Origin of the sequence: Longicatena sp. 210702-DFI.1.196, from assembly GCF_020563125.1 — a bacterium.
Lineage (GTDB): Bacteria > Bacillota_I > Bacilli_A > Erysipelotrichales > Erysipelotrichaceae > Longicatena > Longicatena caecimuris.
On sequence record NZ_JAJCPX010000018.1, the window covers coordinates 42,025 to 60,305 of the forward strand.

Consider the following 18,281-nt stretch of genomic DNA (forward strand, 5'->3'; position numbering starts at 1 on the left):
AGAAAAATTAAATTCATATCACTGTCTCTGTTCATTTATATTTAATATTTATTTACCATGCTGAAAATTCATTTGTATGATTTTAGGGGGATTGAGAAATCTAAAGGGGTATTTTGTCATCAAAGGTATGAGCAGAAAATAAGAAGTTTTCACTTCTGCTTTCAATAAACTGAGAAACGATATACTCATGTGTAAAAATGATGACGTTAATACTTAATTTTATAAATTGACGGGTGAGCACAGCTCATAAGATAATCATCATATTCTATCAGCTATCTAGTAGTCTACTAGTTTAACGCTCTCATTGTCCGAAATTTTAAAGCTACATGAAGTCATAAAATCTTCATCATTGTGAACAGTATCACCGCCATAATCATGGCTGCCCCATTTATCTTATTACTGAGGGGAATTGATAAGAACTATAACAACGATTAAAACAATTTTTTCAATTTAAGATCTTTTAAATATAAGAAAACTTTTTTCTATTCATAACTAGATAAAAAAGAGCTATGATGAATCCTAATATCTCTGCTATTGGAACAGCTATCCAAACACCAATCTCGCCAAATATCTTTGGGAGAATAAGAATAGCACCTATGATGAAAATAAATGTTCTGGAAAATGATATAATCGCCGATGTTTTACCATCAGAAAAAGCTGTAAACATAGAAGATGAGAAAATACCTAATCCCATAATAGTAAATGCTAGAGAGTAAATATTGAACCCATGCAATGTTATGTTATAAACATCACTATTTGCAACAGTGAAAATAGTTAATGCTCTTGTCAAGAATATATGCATTAATATGTTTGCTACTATTGAACTAATGATTAGAAACAAGATACTGTTTTTAAAGATACATTTCAATTGCATTTTATCATCATTTCCAAACTTATAACTCAGAATTGGTGCGATACCATTAGCGTAGCCAAAATAGAGCGCTGTAAAAATATATTGAAAATATAAAATAATCGTTATAGAGGCAACACCATTTTCTCCGTAAAACTGTAATAGAGTATAGTTAAATAAAAATGTAGTAGCTGCATTTGCTAAGTTTGTTATCATTTCTGATGAGCCGTTTGTACAAGACTGCAATAGTACTCTGCTATCAAATTTAGGTCGGACAAAATACAGCGCATTATGCTTAGCAGTCAAGAAAAAATGTATACCGACAATAGTAGGAATGCAGTAGCCGATTCCTGTTGCAGCTGCCGCACCTGCAATTCCCATATTTAATGGTGCCATAAAAACGTAATCCAGTACTATGTTTGTTATCCCTGCTAATATTGTAACAACCAATCCTAATGATGGTTTTCCAGCAGTTACAAAGAAGGTCTGAAAAGCAGTTTGTAGAAAAAATGCTGGTGCAAATGTAAATATAATTTCTGCATAAGTAATTGATAATGGAGCTTGTGTTGAACTGGCACCTAAAAATGAAACGATATTTGAAGTAAATAAATTTCCCAATATAGCAATAGAAATCCCTATTAATAACTCGACGACGATAAGAAAACTCAAATTATTTTGTGCTTCTTTCTGTTTTCCCTCGCCCATCTTTCTTGCAACAATAGCACTACCTCCAGTTGCAATCATAATGGCAATGGCCATTTCGCAACAGATAGCAGGATAAAGCATATTAACTGCTGATAATGCAGTAGTTCCAATCAAACGAGAAACAAACATGCCATCTATGATAATGTACATGGATAGACTTATCATCATAATTACGTTTGGTATGGCAAATGATAGTAATGAAGCAAAGTTAAAATTTTTAGCCAATGTTTTATCCATTTTCTATTTCCTCCTTTAGTAATTCATAGTATTTTGTATTGCTCTCAATAAGTTGTTTTCTTTTTTCTTCTCCTAACTTATGCATGGCGTTTTCTTCCATTTGGTATAATCTATTCAAAATAGAAGAAGCGAATATCTCACCGTTTTCAGTAAATGCAATGAGTCTTTCTCTTTTATTTTTAGTACTGGCTGTAATAGTGATATATCCTTTTTTTTCAAAGTCCAATAAAATACCATGTACAGTCTGTTTTGGTAAAGCCCACCATTCACAGATTTGTTTTTGTGTGCATTTTTTATAATCATTTAGAGTATATAAGATGACTAGAGCATTATAATTTAATTGATGTTTTTTAGCCCATATCCTATATAAATCTAATGTTCCACTTAGAGCAATATTGACTAATTTGATTTGTTCTCGAATTTGCATAATAGCCTCCTTTTTATAGTACGGATTCGTACCTTTATATATTAGTACGAATCCGTACTAATGTCAACGGTCATTTAAAATTTGCTTCACGATCTCTTGATTTACTATTAACTTTTTCAAGTTAGACACAAAAAAGCATTGTTACAATAAAATAACTCATAACAATGTTACAATATTTTAAATATATGATTTAAAAATTTATATACTGCTATGCACCATCAAATGCTGATACGTTCATTTTTGAATATCAAGCTATTCAGAAACAGTCATATCTAAACCTATCGCAAGTTTATTATTTATGATTTTTCTTCACATAATTCTTTATAATAGTTTCTGAATATATAAGATGAAATATCCTTTACCTCGTGTATGGTTAATTTTAGTATATATCATTTATAAATGCGATAGTATCCGTACCCAATTGGCAAAGAACGCAAAAAGTTGTAACTAATGGGGTATCTTTAAAAGCATGAAATTAGCGATAAAAGCTTTTTATTTCTCCACCGGATATAAAGCTTTATTTACATAAGAAGCAGAATAGCTTCAATAAATATTCGAAAAGCTATATCCATTATGGCACGGTCATCAGAATAATTTGAAACTGCTTTTCAAATGCGTCAACAGGCATTGTACTGTAAGAGGCAATATCCTGTTAAATTGATTCTGCTTTAATGCCCAAAAAGGCTTCACTGTTAGCAAAATAAGTGTATATTAATTGCTGCGAATCACTTCAAAAATACATATGCATACTATTTAATGCCATATCTAATCTAATTCTGCTATGCCAGTTGTCATAGCCGCATCCTCGTTTTCTCATTCATGGTATAGATGTTGCGAAGTCATCATCATGTAAATATTATATCTTTTCTATGAACAAAACAAAAAGTAAAAAATTCATAGGATGATGAACCTTTGATAAAATCATGGTTAATATGACAGGATGTTGTCCTATATGACATTGTATAATATATAGGTAAGATGTCTATCGATGGAATGTGAAAACTTATAAAGCATAAGTTAAGACATGAAATAATAACCAATTTTTTATGTGTACGGATAGCTTACAGTGATATCATAATTAAAAAAATAGGGTATCCTATCAAAAAGGTAGTGTGATAAAAGATAAAAACCAACAAGCATATTGTACTTTATATTGTGTTGCTTTGTGATTATGATACAATAAAATAACCTATTCGCTTTTCATATGTGGATGGTTAAACAAACAGGGAACGATGATTGACGTTAGCAAAGGACAATTTCTGGTAATAAAGAAGCTGAAATGGCGATTTTTACTGTTAAAATATGTATATCACATTGTGCAACGTCTGCATATGCAGATATTTATGGTAAGGCGAATCGTCGTTTAAGAAAATAAAGGAGGAATGTTTATTATGACTGTTTCAACAATAAAAAAAGTATTTCCATATCCCATACAACAAGTATGGAATTTGATGACGTCATTGGACACGTATGCTTGGCGCAGTGATATAAGTGAAATAAAAGTTTTGGATGATCAAAAGTTTCAAGAAAGATCTTTGGATGGTATCACAACCACCTTTACCATTACTAAGAAAGAACCTTATCGGGTATATGCGTTTTCTATTGAGAATAAGAATATGAGTGGCTCTTGGGAAGGTTGTCTTTATGATACAGATGCTGGGACACAAGTGATATTTACAGAAGAAGTAAGGGTGAAAAAATTTTATATGAAACCATTTATAAAAGGCTTTCTACAAAAACAACAGGAAACTTATATGCAGGATCTAGCAAATGCCCTAGATAAACAAGGATAAGATAGGCGTATGGAAAAACCTGAGCTCAGCAAATTTATGAATGCCGAAACCTTTTCTTCCTACTATTATTTAAAAGAGGAGTTAGTGGCTTTTTGTAAGGAACTTGGACTTCCTACATCAGGCAATAAACAAGAATTGACGAAACGGATTGCTTATTTCTTAGAGACTGGTTGTTGTTTACAGCCAAGCAAACGGGTAATAAAAAAAGCCATCCACGAAGATCTTTATTTGACGACGCTTATTGAACCTAATATTATTTGCAGTGAGAAACATCGGACTTTTTTTAAACAACATATAGGATCGTCATTTACCTTTTGTGTTACCTTTCAGAAATGGTTGAAACATCATGCGGGAAAGACTTATGCCGATGCTATCGCAGCATATCACCAGCTTTTACAAGATAAGTCAACGCAGGATTCAAAGATTGGCGAGCAATTTGCGTATAATGCGTATATACGTGCTTATTTTGCTGATCATAAAAATGGCCGTTTACAGGATGCCATAGCTTGCTGGAACTATAAAAAGCAATTAAAAGGGAAGCCTGTCTATGAAAGAGAGGATGAAATTGCAGTGGGCATTCATAACAGCCATTAAATAATCAGATAACGTGATAGAAGGATAAAATGAACATGATACGATCCAAGAAAAAACTAGTTTCTAAAAAAGTATTTGCCAAGCAAATAAAAATATGCTATCATATTTAAGCAATGCGGGCGTGGTGAAATTGGCAGACACGCTAGACTTAGGATCTAGTGCTTCGCGCGTGCAGGTTCAAGTCCTGTCGCCCGCACCAATGGAACAGACTACTTCAGACGTAAGGTTTGAAGTTTTTTTATGTCTGTATGTGTCATGATTCATCTTGTCACTATTCTAATAAAGAATTGTGCATTACATACTTATCACTGGGACAACATAAGTTCCTTTCTATATGCCTCTGCTTCATGTAATACAAGCGATTGAATATATGGATGATAATCTGGGTGAAGCAAAAACATAAAAGCACCGTTGCGACATTTCTGATGATACGCATGCTTCATAAAAAAAGAGTATCCCATAGAACATTTCGGATTACATGCATGTGGATCAAGCAAACGTTTACAAACAGGTGCATGTGAAATGGCTTCCTGCATTTCCAAGGGCAAGGTGTCTAAAACTGCTTCATATTCATTTACATGAGCGCCATAAATCCTTATCAACATCCCTTTTTTTCTGAAGATATAATTTGCAATTGTCTTATTATGCAATACATAAGCAGCGACATAGCCACTTCTGGCTTCTTTAATATGTATCCTATACCCCTGATGAAGAAGCTCTTGATGCAAATTTACTATAAATGCATGGTTTTCTTGCGATACAGCTGTCATAAATTCTGAGAAATCAATGTTTTTTTTCATAAGATTTACACTCCTTTCTTTTCTTGTACGGCGATCCATACCTCAACGTTGCCATCGGCATGATAATATTCTATATCTGGAGCTCCTGCTTTCATTCTTCCTGTGATATAGCCTTTATTTAAAGGTTTATATTTTGACTTTGGCAGCCATTTTGTAATTGCCTGTGCTTCTGTTTTTCCTATTGTCTTTTTCGTACAGGGAAAGATTGCCCATGTCCTTGCAGGAATGGTATATGCAAAAAGATCCCCCTGTACAGCATGATCACTTGCAACAGCAATCATATAGGTAAATTTACGAGAATCATAAGGGTCACTTTGATAAATATGAATACCGAAAAGACCTTGTGTACTATCCTTTGCCATCGCAAGTAAATTCTTATCCAGATGATCTTTTTGAATGGCAGACCAGAATGCAGGAATGGCTTTTCTTGCTTCGCCCTTTTGATTTGTTGTTTCCAGGAAATAGCCTACGACACGTATGCTTTGTTTTTCTTCTATGTGAAATGCGGTTTTCATGTTTTTCTCCTTCTAGTGTTTATGAATAATGGGAATCCAGATCTGACTACTATAATTACTGTCATAGGCATTAGCGTTGCTGTACCATTCTAGTTCTGGACAGGCTGCGTGTTGAAATGGATATTTCATGATCCATTCTTCGTGTAAATATTTCCAACCATTTTGCATGGCTTGTGGTACAGGACCTTGACAATCAAAAATAGCCCAGGTGGTTGCGGGTATGGATATTTCGTAATAGCCTTTGGGCAGAGCGTCATCTGAAATAACCATGAGAGAATAGTTTTGCCTATCGGAGTTAAAATTCTCATAAGGATATAAACCAAATACGCCTTGTGGTGTACCTTGATCCATCGTTATCAATTGAGAAAACGTTCCATCTCGTTGACATTCGCTCCAAAAAGCAGGAATTTTTGTATATTGTTCCCCTTTTCTATAGTGCATCTTCTTACCGAGCAGACGAAACCCCGGTTTTTGTTTTATTGACCAAGTATAGCGTTGCTTCAAAGCTATCTGCATCTTAGGGATAACACGTAATTGGGCATCAATGTTTCTTGCTTGTGTCGGTGTAATTCCATGAAATTGCTGAAAAGCTTTTGTAAAAGAAGTAGGAGAATCGTATCCATAGCGATAACTTATATCGATGACTCTTAAGTTTGTACTTTTCAAATCATAGCCAGCTAAGGTTAATTTTCTTGACCGAACATATTCGGCAAAACTAATACCGTACATATAGGAAAATACTTTTTGAAAAAAACCTATGGAACATCCAGCTAATTGGGCAATTTCCTCTTGCTTGATAGGTTCTTGGTCGCGTTGTAAATGGTTTTCAACATAATCTATAATATCTTGTAATTTTGTATTCCAATCCATGGGTAGACTCCTTTCCTATTCATTATAACGGAAATAAGATTACATCTCCTCTTATTATATGTCCTATCTGGATAGCTTTTTTTGCTTGTCTTATTTTATCATAGGAAGTAGATAATCATAAACTTTCCTATCAATATAAGGTGAGGAAATAATTGGAATATCTAGGTGAAAATCGCAGATATGGACCGTGCAATCAATATACAGGATGCGTCTTTATCGGATACGGATTTTCTTACCTATCACCGTTTTGTTTTTTGTAAATTCTTTGTAAATCGAACAATTTAGGATAGGAACTTTCTCTAAAACAGTTTATAATAAAAGAAGAGTTCGGTAGGAGGAAACGTTATGAAATACCTGCTGATAAGTGATACGCATGGACAATTAGAAAAGACTCGTAATCTGATATTGCAATATCCTCTTATGGATGGCTATTTTCATATGGGAGATGTGGGCTTTGCCTTGTCGTATCTAGAGCAGTTTCATATTGTCAGAGGCAATCATGACCGTCATACCAGTCTGCCCATGGAATTGCGTTTTACATTAGGAGAACGGAAAGTGCTATGTATGCATGGAAATCGTTTTGATGAAGAAACCGTACAAGAGCTTTTACATATGCAACATCTCAGCGGTGAAGAAATGATGGAAGAATGCATGCGGCGCCTATATGAAAAATTGTCTGATTATACAAAACGGCAGGGCTGTGATACGCTGTTTTTCGGTCATACGCATGAGCAGTGTTGTGTGGAATATGAAGGTGTTACCCTGATCAATCCAGGCTCGCTTAGTTTTGGGATGAATGGTGCCGGTTATGCTATCGTTGAAATTGAGGGGAAACATATCCATGCGGAAATGAAAACATTACCCAACCTATAAAAGATAAGAGAGGAAAGAAAGTATGTTCACAAAAATTTTAACAAAATTAGGCTTTACGAAAGAGGAAACCAGCTGGATATTATACGATGTCGGTAATTCAGCACAAGTATTAACGACCTGTACGGTGATTTTCCCTTTATTGATAGCGAAGATTACACCGGGTGACAGCAGTGTCTATGTTGGATGGGCAAATGCTATTTATGCGATTATTCTGGCATTGATATCGCCGGTCTTAGGTACGATGGCAGATTATAAAGATAAAAAGATGCGAATGTTTAAATTCTTCTTATATATGGGAATCTTTGGCGGTTTTGCCTTAGCCTTGCCGTTCATTGATTACAAGATGGCTTTGCTTGTTTTTGTTATCGCCATGCTGGGGTATAATGGTTCCATTATCTTCTATGATGCTTTCATCGTGGATGTTTGTGATGATGAACGTGTGGATAAAGTCAGTGCAGCCGGCTATGCCTGGGGGTATATCGGCTCGGTGTTACCGTTTTTGATTTTTGTCATTCCTTTTGCGGCAGTTACATTGTTTGGTGATAAAGTAACGGGTGACTTGGTGATTGGTTCCTTTACTTTAACCTATCGCATGGCATGTGGAATAACGATGGGATTGGCAGTTTTATGGTGGTGGATCTATTCACGTCCAATGTTAAAAAATGTCAAACAAAAGAACTATCATGAACCGGTTCCTCATGTAATAAAAGAATCGTTCGCTCATTTGTGGCATACCTTTCGGGATGTTAAGAAAAATAAAAATATCTTCCTTTTCTGTATCTCTTATTTCTTTTATATCGACTGTGTGAATACAGTCATTAAAATGGCAGTATCCTTAGCAACCGAAATGGGAATTACGGATACGATGAGTTTAGTAGTTGTTATCTTTATCAATATCATCGCTTGTCCTTTCTCCATCTTATTTGGTAAATTGGTAGGAAATTTTGGCTCCAAGAAAATGATCTATGCCGGCATCATTGGATATATCGGGGTGGTTGGCTGTGGTGCCATGATACAAAGCAATCCATCCTTTATCTGGTTAGTGGCTTTATTGGTGGGTATGTTTCAGGGAGGTATTCAATCCGTATCACGTTCCTATTTTGCGAAACTGATTCCTGATAAGGCAGATAGCAATGAGTTCTTTGGTTTCTTCTCTGTGTTCTCGAAATTCTCGGCTATTTTAGGACCTATCGCGGTATCCATCATCATCATGATAACAGGAGAAACCCGTTATGGAATTCTGGGATTGATTCCTATGATGGTGTTAGGAATGATTTTCTTGATGTTTGTGAAGGATCCTGAAAGTGAACAAAAGTTTAGGAAAAAGAAAAAAGTTTAAAATAGAGAAATTTCATCTTTAGCTAAATAAGGTTACATAAATAATAAGTCTTTTGCTGATAGACACAAAAAAAGCAATTCCTTTAACAAAACAGGAATTGCTTTTTTCAATGTACTTGTTGCTTCATTTTTAATAAGAAGCTGTATTCTTTTGATTGTAGCGTTATCCTTACTGATGTTGACGAATCAGATTTAAGGTACCACCGGCCTTGATGGTTTCAATATCTAATGCCGTAAGATGATGTGCTACCTCAAAACAGTATCCTTTGGTAATGTTTTGTACCTGTAAAGGCACATCTACTTGAAGATCTGATAGATGTTCAATCTTTAATTCATCCATTTCATCAATGGTATCATAATCTTTTTCATTCACAAAGGTCAAAGGAAGAATGCCAAAGTTAATCAGATTGGCACGATGGATACGGGCAAAACTTTTGGCAATGACGGCTTTGATACCTAGATACATAGGTGCTAATGCGGCATGTTCACGAGAAGAACCTTGTCCATAATTCGCGCCTGCTACAATATAGCCACCACCATGTTGTAAACAATCATCATGGAAGCTTGCTTTAACATTCATAAAGATAAATTCACTGATCTTTTCAATATTGGAACGATATGGCAATACCTTTGCGCCGGCTGGGGCAATATGATCTGTTGTGATATTATCTTCTACCTTGATCATGACCTTCTTATCAATAACATCATCTAACGGTGTGTTGATAGGCAATGGTTTGATATTTGGACCGCGGATAACTTCTGTTTCTGCTGCAGTCTGTGCATCTGGTACAATGACCATGGAATCATCAATGGCAAAGGTTTCAGGATCGTTTGGTATCGTGTAATCAATCGTTCTTGGATCTACGATATAACCGGCTAAAGCACTTGCAGCTGCGGTTTCAGGGGAAACTAAGCATACTTTAGCACTAAGTGTTCCACTTCTTCCATAGAAGTTACGGTTAAAGGTACGTAGTGATAAAGCATTGGTAATAGGAGATTGTCCCATGCCGATACAAGGGCCACAAGTACTTTCTAAAATTCTAGCACCGGCAGAGATCATGGCTGATAAACCACCATTTTGGGCAATCATGTTTAATACCTGTCGAGAACCCGGTGAAATGACCAGACTGACATTTTCATCAATGGTCTTACCTTGTAGAATGTTAGCAACGCTCATCATATCGCGATAAGAGGAATTGGTACAGCTGCCGATGGCAACTTGATCGACCTTTAAGCCTAGTACTTCAGAAATAGGCAGGACATTGTCCGGAGAATGGGGCATGGCAATCATTGGTTCTAAGGTTGTTAGATCAATTTCAATGACTTTATCATATACCGCATCTTCATCTGCAACGATTTCTACCCAATCTTCTTCACGTTGCTGCTTTTTTAAAAAGTCTTTTGTTACTTCATCACTTGGGAAAACGGAGGTTGTTGCGCCTAATTCTGCTCCCATATTCGTAATTGTAGCACGTTGGGGAATGCTTAAAGAGGCAACGCCATCTCCACTGTATTCAATGACACTGCCTACCCCGCCTTTTACACTTAACAGCTGTAAGACCTTTAAGATGATATCTTTACTGGAAACACCTTTTGTCAAGGCACCATGTAATTTCACATTGATAATATGTGGCATGTTTAAATGGAAAGCTCTACCCGCCATGGCACAGGCTACATCCAAACCACCGGCACCGATAGCTAAAGCTCCCATACCTCCGGCAGTTGGAGTATGAGAATCACTTCCTAATAATGTTTTGCCGGGAATGGCAAAGCGTTCCAAATGAACTTGATGACAGATCCCATTTCCTGGACGTGAAAAGCGGATACCGTGTTTCATAGTGACCGTTTGTAAATACTTATGGTCATCGGCATTTTCAAAACCGCTTTGTAAGGTATTATGGTCGACATAGCTGATGGACAATTCGGTTTTTACCTGCTCGACGCCCATCGCTTCTAATTGCAGATACGCCATAGTGCCAGTAGCGTCCTGTGTTAATGTCTGATCAATATGAATGGCGATTGGCTCGCCGCGTTTCATCTCACCCTCGATGAGATGTGCGCTGATGATTTTCTCAGTTATCGTTGGCATAAATTCTCTTCCTTTCTCATATACAGGTAACATTATATCATAAATCATGAAAATATTTCATTGATTTTATGAAAAATATGATGTAATATTGAAAGTAACTTGAAAGTGAGAGGTGAGCCTTATGATTGATGCATTGCACACATTTTATCAAAAATCGAAACAGTATTCGGATATTCCTAATGAATTGTTTCATAAATATAATGTCAAAAAAGGATTGCGTAATGATGATGGTACGGGGGTTCGCGTCGGTCTGACACGCATTGCAGATGTCGTCGGTTATAAATATGTAGATGAAGTAAAAACAGATGATGAAGGGAAGTTATATTATCGTGGTATCGAGCTTCGCGATATTATAGCGAATATTAGCAAAAATCAGGTATGTGGGTATGAAGAAACCTGTTTTTTATTACTGTTTGGCTATTTGCCTAATCGTGAGGAATTACAAGATTTTTGTAAGATTTTAAAGGATCACTATGAATTGCCGGATGATTTTTTGGAAACCAAATTTCTGCATATGCCGGGTAAAAATATTATGAATCGTTTACAACAAGCGGTGTTGGCACTTTATGATTATGATGATGCTGCCGATGATATCAGCGTGGAGAATACGCTAGAGCAAGGCTTGAATATCTTGGCCAAATTACCAAGCATCATCTGCTATGCCTATCAGAGCAAGATGCATCGCTATAATAAGAAATCATTGGTCATCCATCCGGTTCAGCAAAAGCTGTCCATCGCGGAAAATATTTTATATATGTTAAGGAAAGATCATCGCTTTAGTGAATTAGAGGCGAGAATTTTGGATATGATGCTAATCGTACATGCAGATCATGGCGGTGGGAATAACTCTACTTTTACAAATGTAGTCATTTCTTCTACCGGAACTGATATTTATTCTTCGATCGTTGGTGCTATTGGCAGCATGAAAGGACCTCGTCATGGAGGCGCCAATTTAAAGGTCAGTTCCATGATGAAAGAAGTTATTCGTGAAATTGGCTATACGGATAATGATGTGGAAATCAAGGCATTGTTGTATCGCATATTAAATAAGGAGTTTTATGATTGCAGCGGTCTGATCTATGGAATGGGTCATGCCATTTACACATTGAGTGATCCGCGCAGTGAGGTGTTGCAGGGTTATATTGAAAAGCTGGCTGAAAGCAAGCATAAGTCGAATGAATATGAATTCTATCAGCGTTTTGAGCGGTGTGCCAAAGAGGTAATATGGGATGTCAAAGGCATTCATGTCTCTAGTAATGTCGATTTCTATAGTGGTTTTGTATATGAGATGATGGGCATACCTGAAGATTTGTATACACCATTGTTTGTGACAGCAAGAACTGTCGGCTGGCTGGCACATAACATTGAAAATAAAGCATATGATGGCAGGATTATGCGTCCGGCTACGAAATATGTAGGAGCCGTAAAAGAGTATGTAAAAATGGAGGAGCGTTAGTATATGAAAACAATTACCGTATTTAAGGGAGATGGCATTGGGCCTGAAATTGTAGATGCCGTTTTAAAAATTTTAGAGGCTGCCAAAGCCCCCTTATCTTATGAGTGTTTTGAAGTAGGGGCAGCAGAATATGAGCGTCATGGGAAACTGATTCCGGATGCTGCCTTTGCGTCCTTTGAAAAAAATAAAGTACTTTTAAAAGCACCAATTACGACACCGATCGGTAAGGGATTTCGTTCCTTAAATGTCACGCTGCGTAATAAGTATGACCTTTACGCAAACATTCGCCCTGCGAAATCAAACAGCGCCGTAAAGACCAGATTTGAGAATGTGGATATCGTGACATTTCGTGAAAATACAGAGGATCTGTATGTCGGAGTGGAAGAACAGATTGATGAAAATACTGTACATGCGACAAAAATCATTACGCGCAAGGCAAGTGAACGTATTATTCATGATGCTTTTGCTTATGCGAAAGAGCATGGAAGAAAAAAGGTCACTTGTGTGCATAAGGCGAATATTTTGAAGATGAGTGATGGTTTGTTTTTAAATATTTTTCAAACGATTGCCAAAGAATATCCTGATATTGAGGCAGATGATAAGATTGTTGATAATGTATGCATGCAGCTAGTCATGCATCCAGAAACCTTTGACGTCATGGTCATGCCTAATCTGTATGGTGATATCGTATCAGATCTTACCAGTGGTCTAATTGGTGGTTTGGGACTTTTGCCAAGCTGCAATTTGGGTAGTGAATATGCAATGTTTGAGGCAGTGCATGGCTCTGCACCGGATATTGCCGGAAAGCATATTGCCAATCCAACCGCTTTGTTGTGGAGCGCCTGTATGATGCTAGAGAATCTAGGTATGGAAGATATTGCCACTAAGATTCGCAATGCTGTTGATGCGGTGTTAGAGGAAGCTAAGGTGCTCACTCCTGATCTTCATGGCAATGCAACTACGCAAGCTTATCGAGATGCTATCATTGCACATTTATAGACAAGAGCGTTTTCATGATATAAATAATGCCAAATATGGCAGATAGAAATAAAAATGATGCTAGGATGACGTAGTGTAAAATATACGTTATAGGGGCATCATTTTTTTTGCTGGCTCGCATGCGCGTAGCGTAACTAGAATTACGCATATAATGAGCTATGATATAGGTGAGAGTAAGTGAATATTTTGCATTCTCACATCGGGCTATGAGAATAAACATAGTATGAAAATAATCAGAAAAGTAAGAATTTCGGCAACGGTTTTATATGGTATTAATTTGTTAGAAATAAACGATCTTCCTTGTTCTTTTTAGAACATTATTGTTGAGTTTATAATCATACAGAAAATAATTAAACGCTTACATTTGTCAATGAAAGAGGTTACATAACTCACTTGTGAATACAAGATCTTTTTTCTATAATGAGGATAGCACCTGTACTCACAGGGTAAAAAAGAAAAGGGAAAGGAGAAACAATGACAAAAAAAGTATTAAAAGCTGCAACAGTGCTCATGACCTGTTCGATGGTGGTAAGCAGCATCGCTCCAACTTCTATCGTAGCGGCCACAAATCCAAAGATGGTTTCCCAAATGCAAAAAAGCATAGAGGAAATGACACTATCTGATTTTATTGGGGGAGATAAGGATGTGCAAGAAAATCGCATTCTCTTAAAAAATACGGGTGGCGATAACTTTGCGGTAAGTAATGAAATCAATGAGCTGGTCAATGATTTTCATTACAGCGCTGATGTTGAACTCACGGCTGGTGGTGAAAATTCAGCGGCTCTGGTATTTGGCATAGGGGATAAAGATAAACCTTCGACTACATGGAAAGGAGCCAATGTTGTTAGGGAACAAGATGGCAACATCATGCGTGTCTTCAAGGTCCCGGCGGGAGAAGATTATGCCGAGCAAATCCAATTAACAGATTATGATATCACGAAGAAAATTCACTTAGATCTGGATGTAAAAGCAGATGGTACCTTTATTTATAAGGTGCAAAGTGAAGGTGGCAGTTTATATCAGATGGAAGGTAAAATCGATGCATGGGTAGGAGGCTATATCGGTATTTTGACCTTTAAAACAGAAGCTGCCTATTCTAACATAAAATTTACGGACAGAACGATTCGTACCGTAGATAATTTCAAAACAAATATTGAAAATTTGAGAGGACTTCAAGGTATTTGGACAAAAGGCGAGGATGGTCTTACATCCTCTGGAACCGGTGATAACTTCGCCATATCCGATACTAAAAGTCAAGATTTTACTTATCAGGTGCATACGGTCAATAAACATGGTAAAGGCGCAGGAGCTTTATTGTTCCGTGTCGAAAACCCTAACGATCCTAAAGCTGGTTGTTATGCATTTAACGCCGATTACACAAATAACATCTTCAAATTATTTGAATTTCCAACAGGTGGCAGTTTAGCTGAAATTCCGCTAAGTGAAGTGGCACCGAATGAAGATGGTTCCTATGATTTGAAAGTTACTGTAGTTGGCTCTGATATTTATGCTTATGTCAATGGAAAAGGGGTTGCACATGTTCAGGATGATCGTCATCGTGATGGATATTTAGGCCTGCTTACTTGGGATGGCAGTGTCGTATATCAAAATTTATATTATCAAAATGAAACAGAACGTCCAAACATTTCAGAACCGGAATTAACAACACTTGCATTAAGTGATGGTGTAAGTATTACACCAGCTATTGATCCACGTACTACCATTTATGGTATGGATATAGCTGCCGGTATTGATGAAGTGACATTGAAGCCTAGTGGCAATGGAAAGGTCTATATTACGATAAAAGATCGCAATTTACGCGTGACACGTCCACGTGAAGAAGTGAAAGATGCTTATACATTGCGTGCTGATGATTTTGAAACTAACTTTGCCAATGTCATGATCAGTGTTGAACGTGATGGTTTTACAAAAACCTATCAATTTGCTGTGAATAAATGGTTTAGCAATGAGGAATTGGCAGCTCAAGAAAATCGTGCGCAGTTCCATGTAACACCACAAATCAATTTCATGAATGATCCAAATGGTATGGTATATGATTCTACCGATGGCTATTGGCATTTGTTTTATCAGTATTCACCAAATAATAACTTTTATAAACAATCATGGGCACATGTTCGTTCAAAGGATCTCGTGAATTGGGAACAACAGCCTCTAGGTATCCAGATTGATGATCTTGGATTAATCTTCTCTGGATCTGCGGTAGAAGATAAGGATAACACTTCTGGTTTCTTTACGGATAATCAAGAAGGGGATTCTAAATTAGTAGCTATTTTTACTTATCATAATGAAAAGAATGGTAAACAATCACAAGCCATTGCATATTCAAAAGATCATGGAACAACTTGGATCAAATATGAAGGAAATCCAGTCTTGCCAAATGAAGGAAATACACTTAGTGGAAATGATTTCCGTGATCCTAAAGTATTTAAGATCGATGGGGATACAAAATGGTATATGATTACTGCGGGTGGCGCTGCCCAGCTGTTTGCAAGTGAAGACTTGAAAACATGGACACGCACACAAAATCTTACGTATAAAAATGGTGATCAGATTTATTCAGAATGTCCGGGGCTTATTCCTGCAAAAGTGAATGGAACCGGTGAGCAGAAGTGGATTTATAACGGTAGTGCCGGTTTCTATGTCATCGGTCACATGGAAAGAGATGGCGATGTTTTCAAATGGGTAGCTGATACCGATCGTATCAATGTGGATTCTAATGAAGATCCATGGCGTGGTTTTGGAAAATATGCAACCATGACATTCTTTGAAGATGGTACCGGAAAGAATCGTCAAATCGGAATCAGCTGGCTGCAAGACTTTACAGAGTTTGATGGCAAGATATATAAAGGGTCACAATCTCTGCCACAGGAATATGGTTTGATAACCGATCGTGATGGTAAATATGTAGTAACTAGTAATGTGGTTGAAGAAGTCAATAAACTGCGGGACCAAGAACATATCCTATATCAGACAGCAAATAAGAAAGTTTCCGCAAACGATGATAATATATTACGTGGTGTATCAGGTATTTACTATGATGTAGAGGGTACGTTTACACTAGGCAGTAGTAAAGAATTTGGCTTTAAACTGCGTCAAGGCGGTGGAAAAGAACTTATCTATAAATACGATGTGGTAAATAAAAAGATGGTACTGGATGCTAGAAATGCTGGTCATTATATGAACAGTGGTAATTTCTCTTATCAGTTGACACCATTAGAAGGAAATAAAATCAAACTGCGTATTTTAGTTGATCAAGGTGCTGTAGAAGCATTTGGTAATGATGGTGAAGCAAATATTTCAACAACACTTTATCAAGATAATCATAATATTGCCATGTCCTTTTTCACAAACGATGGGGATGTAACGATTGATGATCTAAAGATTTATGATATGAAGTCTATGTATAGCAAAAAATCGGGAAGTGAGACGGCGAAAACACAGCTATACGTATCCGCTAAAGAGCGTGTTCATGTAGATACAGAATTCACGGTTGATGCAAATGTGTATCCAAATCTAAGTGAAATGAACGATATCAAGTGGACACTTCCTGAAGGCTTACAAATCGTTAAAGAAGAGAAAGGCAGTATTACAGTAAAAGCTTTAAAGGCCGGTGTCTATCGGATTCAGGCAACGGTAGGGGAGTTAAGTGATGAAGTTAGTGTACAAGCTATTGTACCATCACTAGATTCTAATATCACAAATTGGAATACCAATGAGGTTTGGGAAATCACTGAGGAAGGTATGGAAGGGAAAAATACCGGTGGAGATAGCTTCCAATTAAGTGATACGAAGATTTCTAAGGATCAGCCATTTGTATTAGAAGCTGATATGAGCATCAAGGAAGGTATTGCGGCCGGTTTAGTATTTGGTGTAAAAGATAAAAATGCTCCTACATCATTATGGTTCTGTGTAAATGTGGAACGTAATGAAAATGGCGCAATCGCAAAAATCTTTAAAAATATGAATGGCCAAGACTGGCATATTGATAAACTATTACCACCAGCAATTGTGGATGCGGATACATATCATTTGAAGGTTGCTTATGATGGTAAGGGAACCTTGACCTATTATGTGAATGATCTACAGATTGCACAGAAAAGTGATGCAGATATTGTAGATGGCTATATTGGTGTACAAACCTTTAGATCTACAACCGTCTTTAATCATATAAAGGTGGCATTCCCACAAGCAGTTGTAAACGATGTTACATTGCCTGAAGAGGTACTAGTAGCCTTTAAAGAAAATAATGTGACAGCGAAACTGCCAAAAGATGTCATGGTAACATTGGATAATGGAAATGTGTTAAAAGAAACGATTTCTTGGGATCTTAGCAACATCGATACTGCTGTATCTGGTGATTACAAGGTCAAAGGCACAGTTTTAGGAAAAGAAGTAGAATTACGTGTCTTTGTACAGGCTGATAAAACAGCTTTGAAGAAGATCATCGAGCAGGCAGATACGTATGAAGCAGATGCTTATACAGAAGAAAGTTATCTGAATCTTATGACAGTTGTAACAAAAGCAAGGGAAGTTCTGAAAGATGATAAGGCAACACAGGATGCTGTAAATGCACAGGTAACAGCAATCGAAAAAGCTATTGCAGCTTTGGAAAAGGAAGAAAAACCAATTGTTGTAGATAAAGCAGAACTGAAAAAAGCGTTAGATAAAGCTAAAGCTGTACAGGCAGATGGCTACACAAGTGCAAGCTATGCGA

13 protein-coding genes and 1 tRNA gene are annotated in these 18,281 nt (G+C 36.8%); 8 read left to right on the plus strand and 6 right to left on the minus strand.

The features are described 5' to 3' along the window. Positions 1-460: 460 nt before the first annotated feature. Both LI241_RS08965 and LI241_RS08970 read right to left on the minus strand, forming a co-directional pair. Positions 461-1,792 carry an MATE family efflux transporter gene (locus tag LI241_RS08965; protein WP_008687490.1) on the minus strand — a complete coding sequence of 444 codons (1,332 nt, stop codon included), beginning with the start codon at positions 1,790-1,792 and terminating at the stop codon, positions 461-463. Further along, positions 1,785-2,219 (minus strand): MarR family winged helix-turn-helix transcriptional regulator, encoded by a 435-nt coding sequence (locus LI241_RS08970; RefSeq protein ID WP_008687492.1) that lies wholly within the window; start codon positions 2,217-2,219, stop codon positions 1,785-1,787. Before LI241_RS08970 ends, LI241_RS08965 begins: the two co-directional genes overlap by 8 nt. 1,391 nt (positions 2,220-3,610) lie before the next feature. Here LI241_RS08970 and LI241_RS08975 point away from each other — a divergent pair. The 3 genes from LI241_RS08975 (at position 3,611) to LI241_RS08985 (ending at position 4,805) form a co-directional block, all read left to right on the plus strand. Beyond that, positions 3,611-4,012 (plus strand): SRPBCC family protein, encoded by a 402-nt coding sequence (locus LI241_RS08975; protein WP_008687494.1) that lies wholly within the window; start codon positions 3,611-3,613, stop codon positions 4,010-4,012. Positions 4,013-4,021: 9 nt separating this feature from the next. Then, the gene (locus LI241_RS08980) at positions 4,022-4,606 is read left to right on the plus strand and encodes a DUF6434 domain-containing protein (protein WP_008687497.1); all 585 of its coding nucleotides are present in this window, start codon (positions 4,022-4,024) and stop codon (positions 4,604-4,606) included. 115 nt (positions 4,607-4,721) lie between these two features. Further along, positions 4,722-4,805: transfer RNA gene (locus LI241_RS08985), tRNA-Leu, on the plus strand. 106 nt (positions 4,806-4,911) lie between these two features. Here LI241_RS08985 and LI241_RS08990 read toward each other — a convergent pair. Genes LI241_RS08990 through LI241_RS09000 form a run of 3 tightly spaced genes read right to left on the minus strand, consistent with a single transcriptional unit; the run spans position 4,912 to position 6,791 of the window. Continuing rightward, positions 4,912-5,406, minus strand: a complete 495-nt coding sequence (locus LI241_RS08990) for a hypothetical protein (RefSeq protein ID WP_008687499.1) — start codon at positions 5,404-5,406, stop codon at positions 4,912-4,914. A 5-nt stretch (positions 5,407-5,411) separates the two neighbouring features. Further along, positions 5,412-5,921 carry a GyrI-like domain-containing protein gene (locus LI241_RS08995; protein ID WP_008687503.1) on the minus strand — a complete coding sequence of 170 codons (510 nt, stop codon included), beginning with the start codon at positions 5,919-5,921 and terminating at the stop codon, positions 5,412-5,414. Between the two features lie 12 nt (positions 5,922-5,933). After that, entirely contained in the window at positions 5,934-6,791 is an 858-nt protein-coding gene (locus LI241_RS09000; protein ID WP_008687504.1) for an AraC family transcriptional regulator, read from the minus strand. A gap of 345 nt (positions 6,792-7,136) precedes the next feature. Here LI241_RS09000 and LI241_RS09005 point away from each other — a divergent pair, with 345 nt between their 5' ends. Both LI241_RS09005 and LI241_RS09010 read left to right on the plus strand, forming a co-directional pair. Continuing rightward, complete coding sequence (locus LI241_RS09005; RefSeq protein ID WP_008687507.1) at positions 7,137-7,664, plus strand: metallophosphoesterase; 528 nt, start codon at positions 7,137-7,139, stop codon at positions 7,662-7,664. A gap of 22 nt (positions 7,665-7,686) precedes the next feature. Beyond that, positions 7,687-9,003, plus strand: a complete 1,317-nt coding sequence (locus tag LI241_RS09010) for an MFS transporter (RefSeq protein WP_008687509.1) — start codon at positions 7,687-7,689, stop codon at positions 9,001-9,003. A 168-nt stretch (positions 9,004-9,171) separates the two neighbouring features. Here LI241_RS09010 and LI241_RS09015 read toward each other — a convergent pair whose 3' ends face one another. After that, positions 9,172-11,091: an aconitate hydratase gene (locus LI241_RS09015; protein WP_008687511.1), complete on the minus strand. Its 1,920-nt coding sequence runs from the start codon at positions 11,089-11,091 to the stop codon at positions 9,172-9,174. A 121-nt stretch (positions 11,092-11,212) separates the two neighbouring features. Between LI241_RS09015 and LI241_RS09020 the strand changes: the two genes are divergently transcribed. The 3 genes from LI241_RS09020 to LI241_RS09030 form a co-directional block, all read left to right on the plus strand. Next, positions 11,213-12,547 carry a citrate synthase gene (locus LI241_RS09020; RefSeq protein ID WP_008687513.1) on the plus strand — a complete coding sequence of 445 codons (1,335 nt, stop codon included), beginning with the start codon at positions 11,213-11,215 and terminating at the stop codon, positions 12,545-12,547. Between the two features lie 3 nt (positions 12,548-12,550). Beyond that, the gene (locus tag LI241_RS09025; RefSeq protein ID WP_008687515.1) at positions 12,551-13,546 is read left to right on the plus strand and encodes an isocitrate/isopropylmalate dehydrogenase family protein; all 996 of its coding nucleotides are present in this window, start codon (positions 12,551-12,553) and stop codon (positions 13,544-13,546) included. A 474-nt stretch (positions 13,547-14,020) separates the two neighbouring features. Then, a partial coding sequence (locus LI241_RS09030) for a GH32 C-terminal domain-containing protein (RefSeq protein WP_227161059.1) occupies positions 14,021-18,281 on the plus strand: 4,261 nt, incomplete at its 3' end.

What these genes read in the sequence shown, in the direction of transcription:
- LI241_RS09005 (WP_008687507.1), top strand. Translation starts at nt 7,137, where the DNA reads ATGAAATACCTGCTGATAAGTGATACGCATGGACAATTAGAAAAGACT.
- LI241_RS08995 (WP_008687503.1), bottom strand. Translation starts at nt 5,921, where the DNA reads ATGAAAACCGCATTTCACATAGAAGAAAAACAAAGCATACGTGTCGTA.
- LI241_RS08965 (WP_008687490.1), bottom strand. Translation starts at nt 1,792, where the DNA reads ATGGATAAAACATTGGCTAAAAATTTTAACTTTGCTTCATTACTATCA.
- LI241_RS08970 (WP_008687492.1), bottom strand. Translation starts at nt 2,219, where the DNA reads ATGCAAATTCGAGAACAAATCAAATTAGTCAATATTGCTCTAAGTGGA.
- LI241_RS09000 (WP_008687504.1), bottom strand. Translation starts at nt 6,791, where the DNA reads ATGGATTGGAATACAAAATTACAAGATATTATAGATTATGTTGAAAAC.
- LI241_RS08980 (WP_008687497.1), top strand. Translation starts at nt 4,022, where the DNA reads ATGGAAAAACCTGAGCTCAGCAAATTTATGAATGCCGAAACCTTTTCT.
- LI241_RS09010 (WP_008687509.1), top strand. Translation starts at nt 7,687, where the DNA reads ATGTTCACAAAAATTTTAACAAAATTAGGCTTTACGAAAGAGGAAACC.
- LI241_RS09015 (WP_008687511.1), bottom strand. Translation starts at nt 11,091, where the DNA reads ATGCCAACGATAACTGAGAAAATCATCAGCGCACATCTCATCGAGGGT.
- LI241_RS09025 (WP_008687515.1), top strand. Translation starts at nt 12,551, where the DNA reads ATGAAAACAATTACCGTATTTAAGGGAGATGGCATTGGGCCTGAAATT.
- LI241_RS08975 (WP_008687494.1), top strand. Translation starts at nt 3,611, where the DNA reads ATGACTGTTTCAACAATAAAAAAAGTATTTCCATATCCCATACAACAA.
- LI241_RS08990 (WP_008687499.1), bottom strand. Translation starts at nt 5,406, where the DNA reads ATGAAAAAAAACATTGATTTCTCAGAATTTATGACAGCTGTATCGCAA.
- LI241_RS09020 (WP_008687513.1), top strand. Translation starts at nt 11,213, where the DNA reads ATGATTGATGCATTGCACACATTTTATCAAAAATCGAAACAGTATTCG.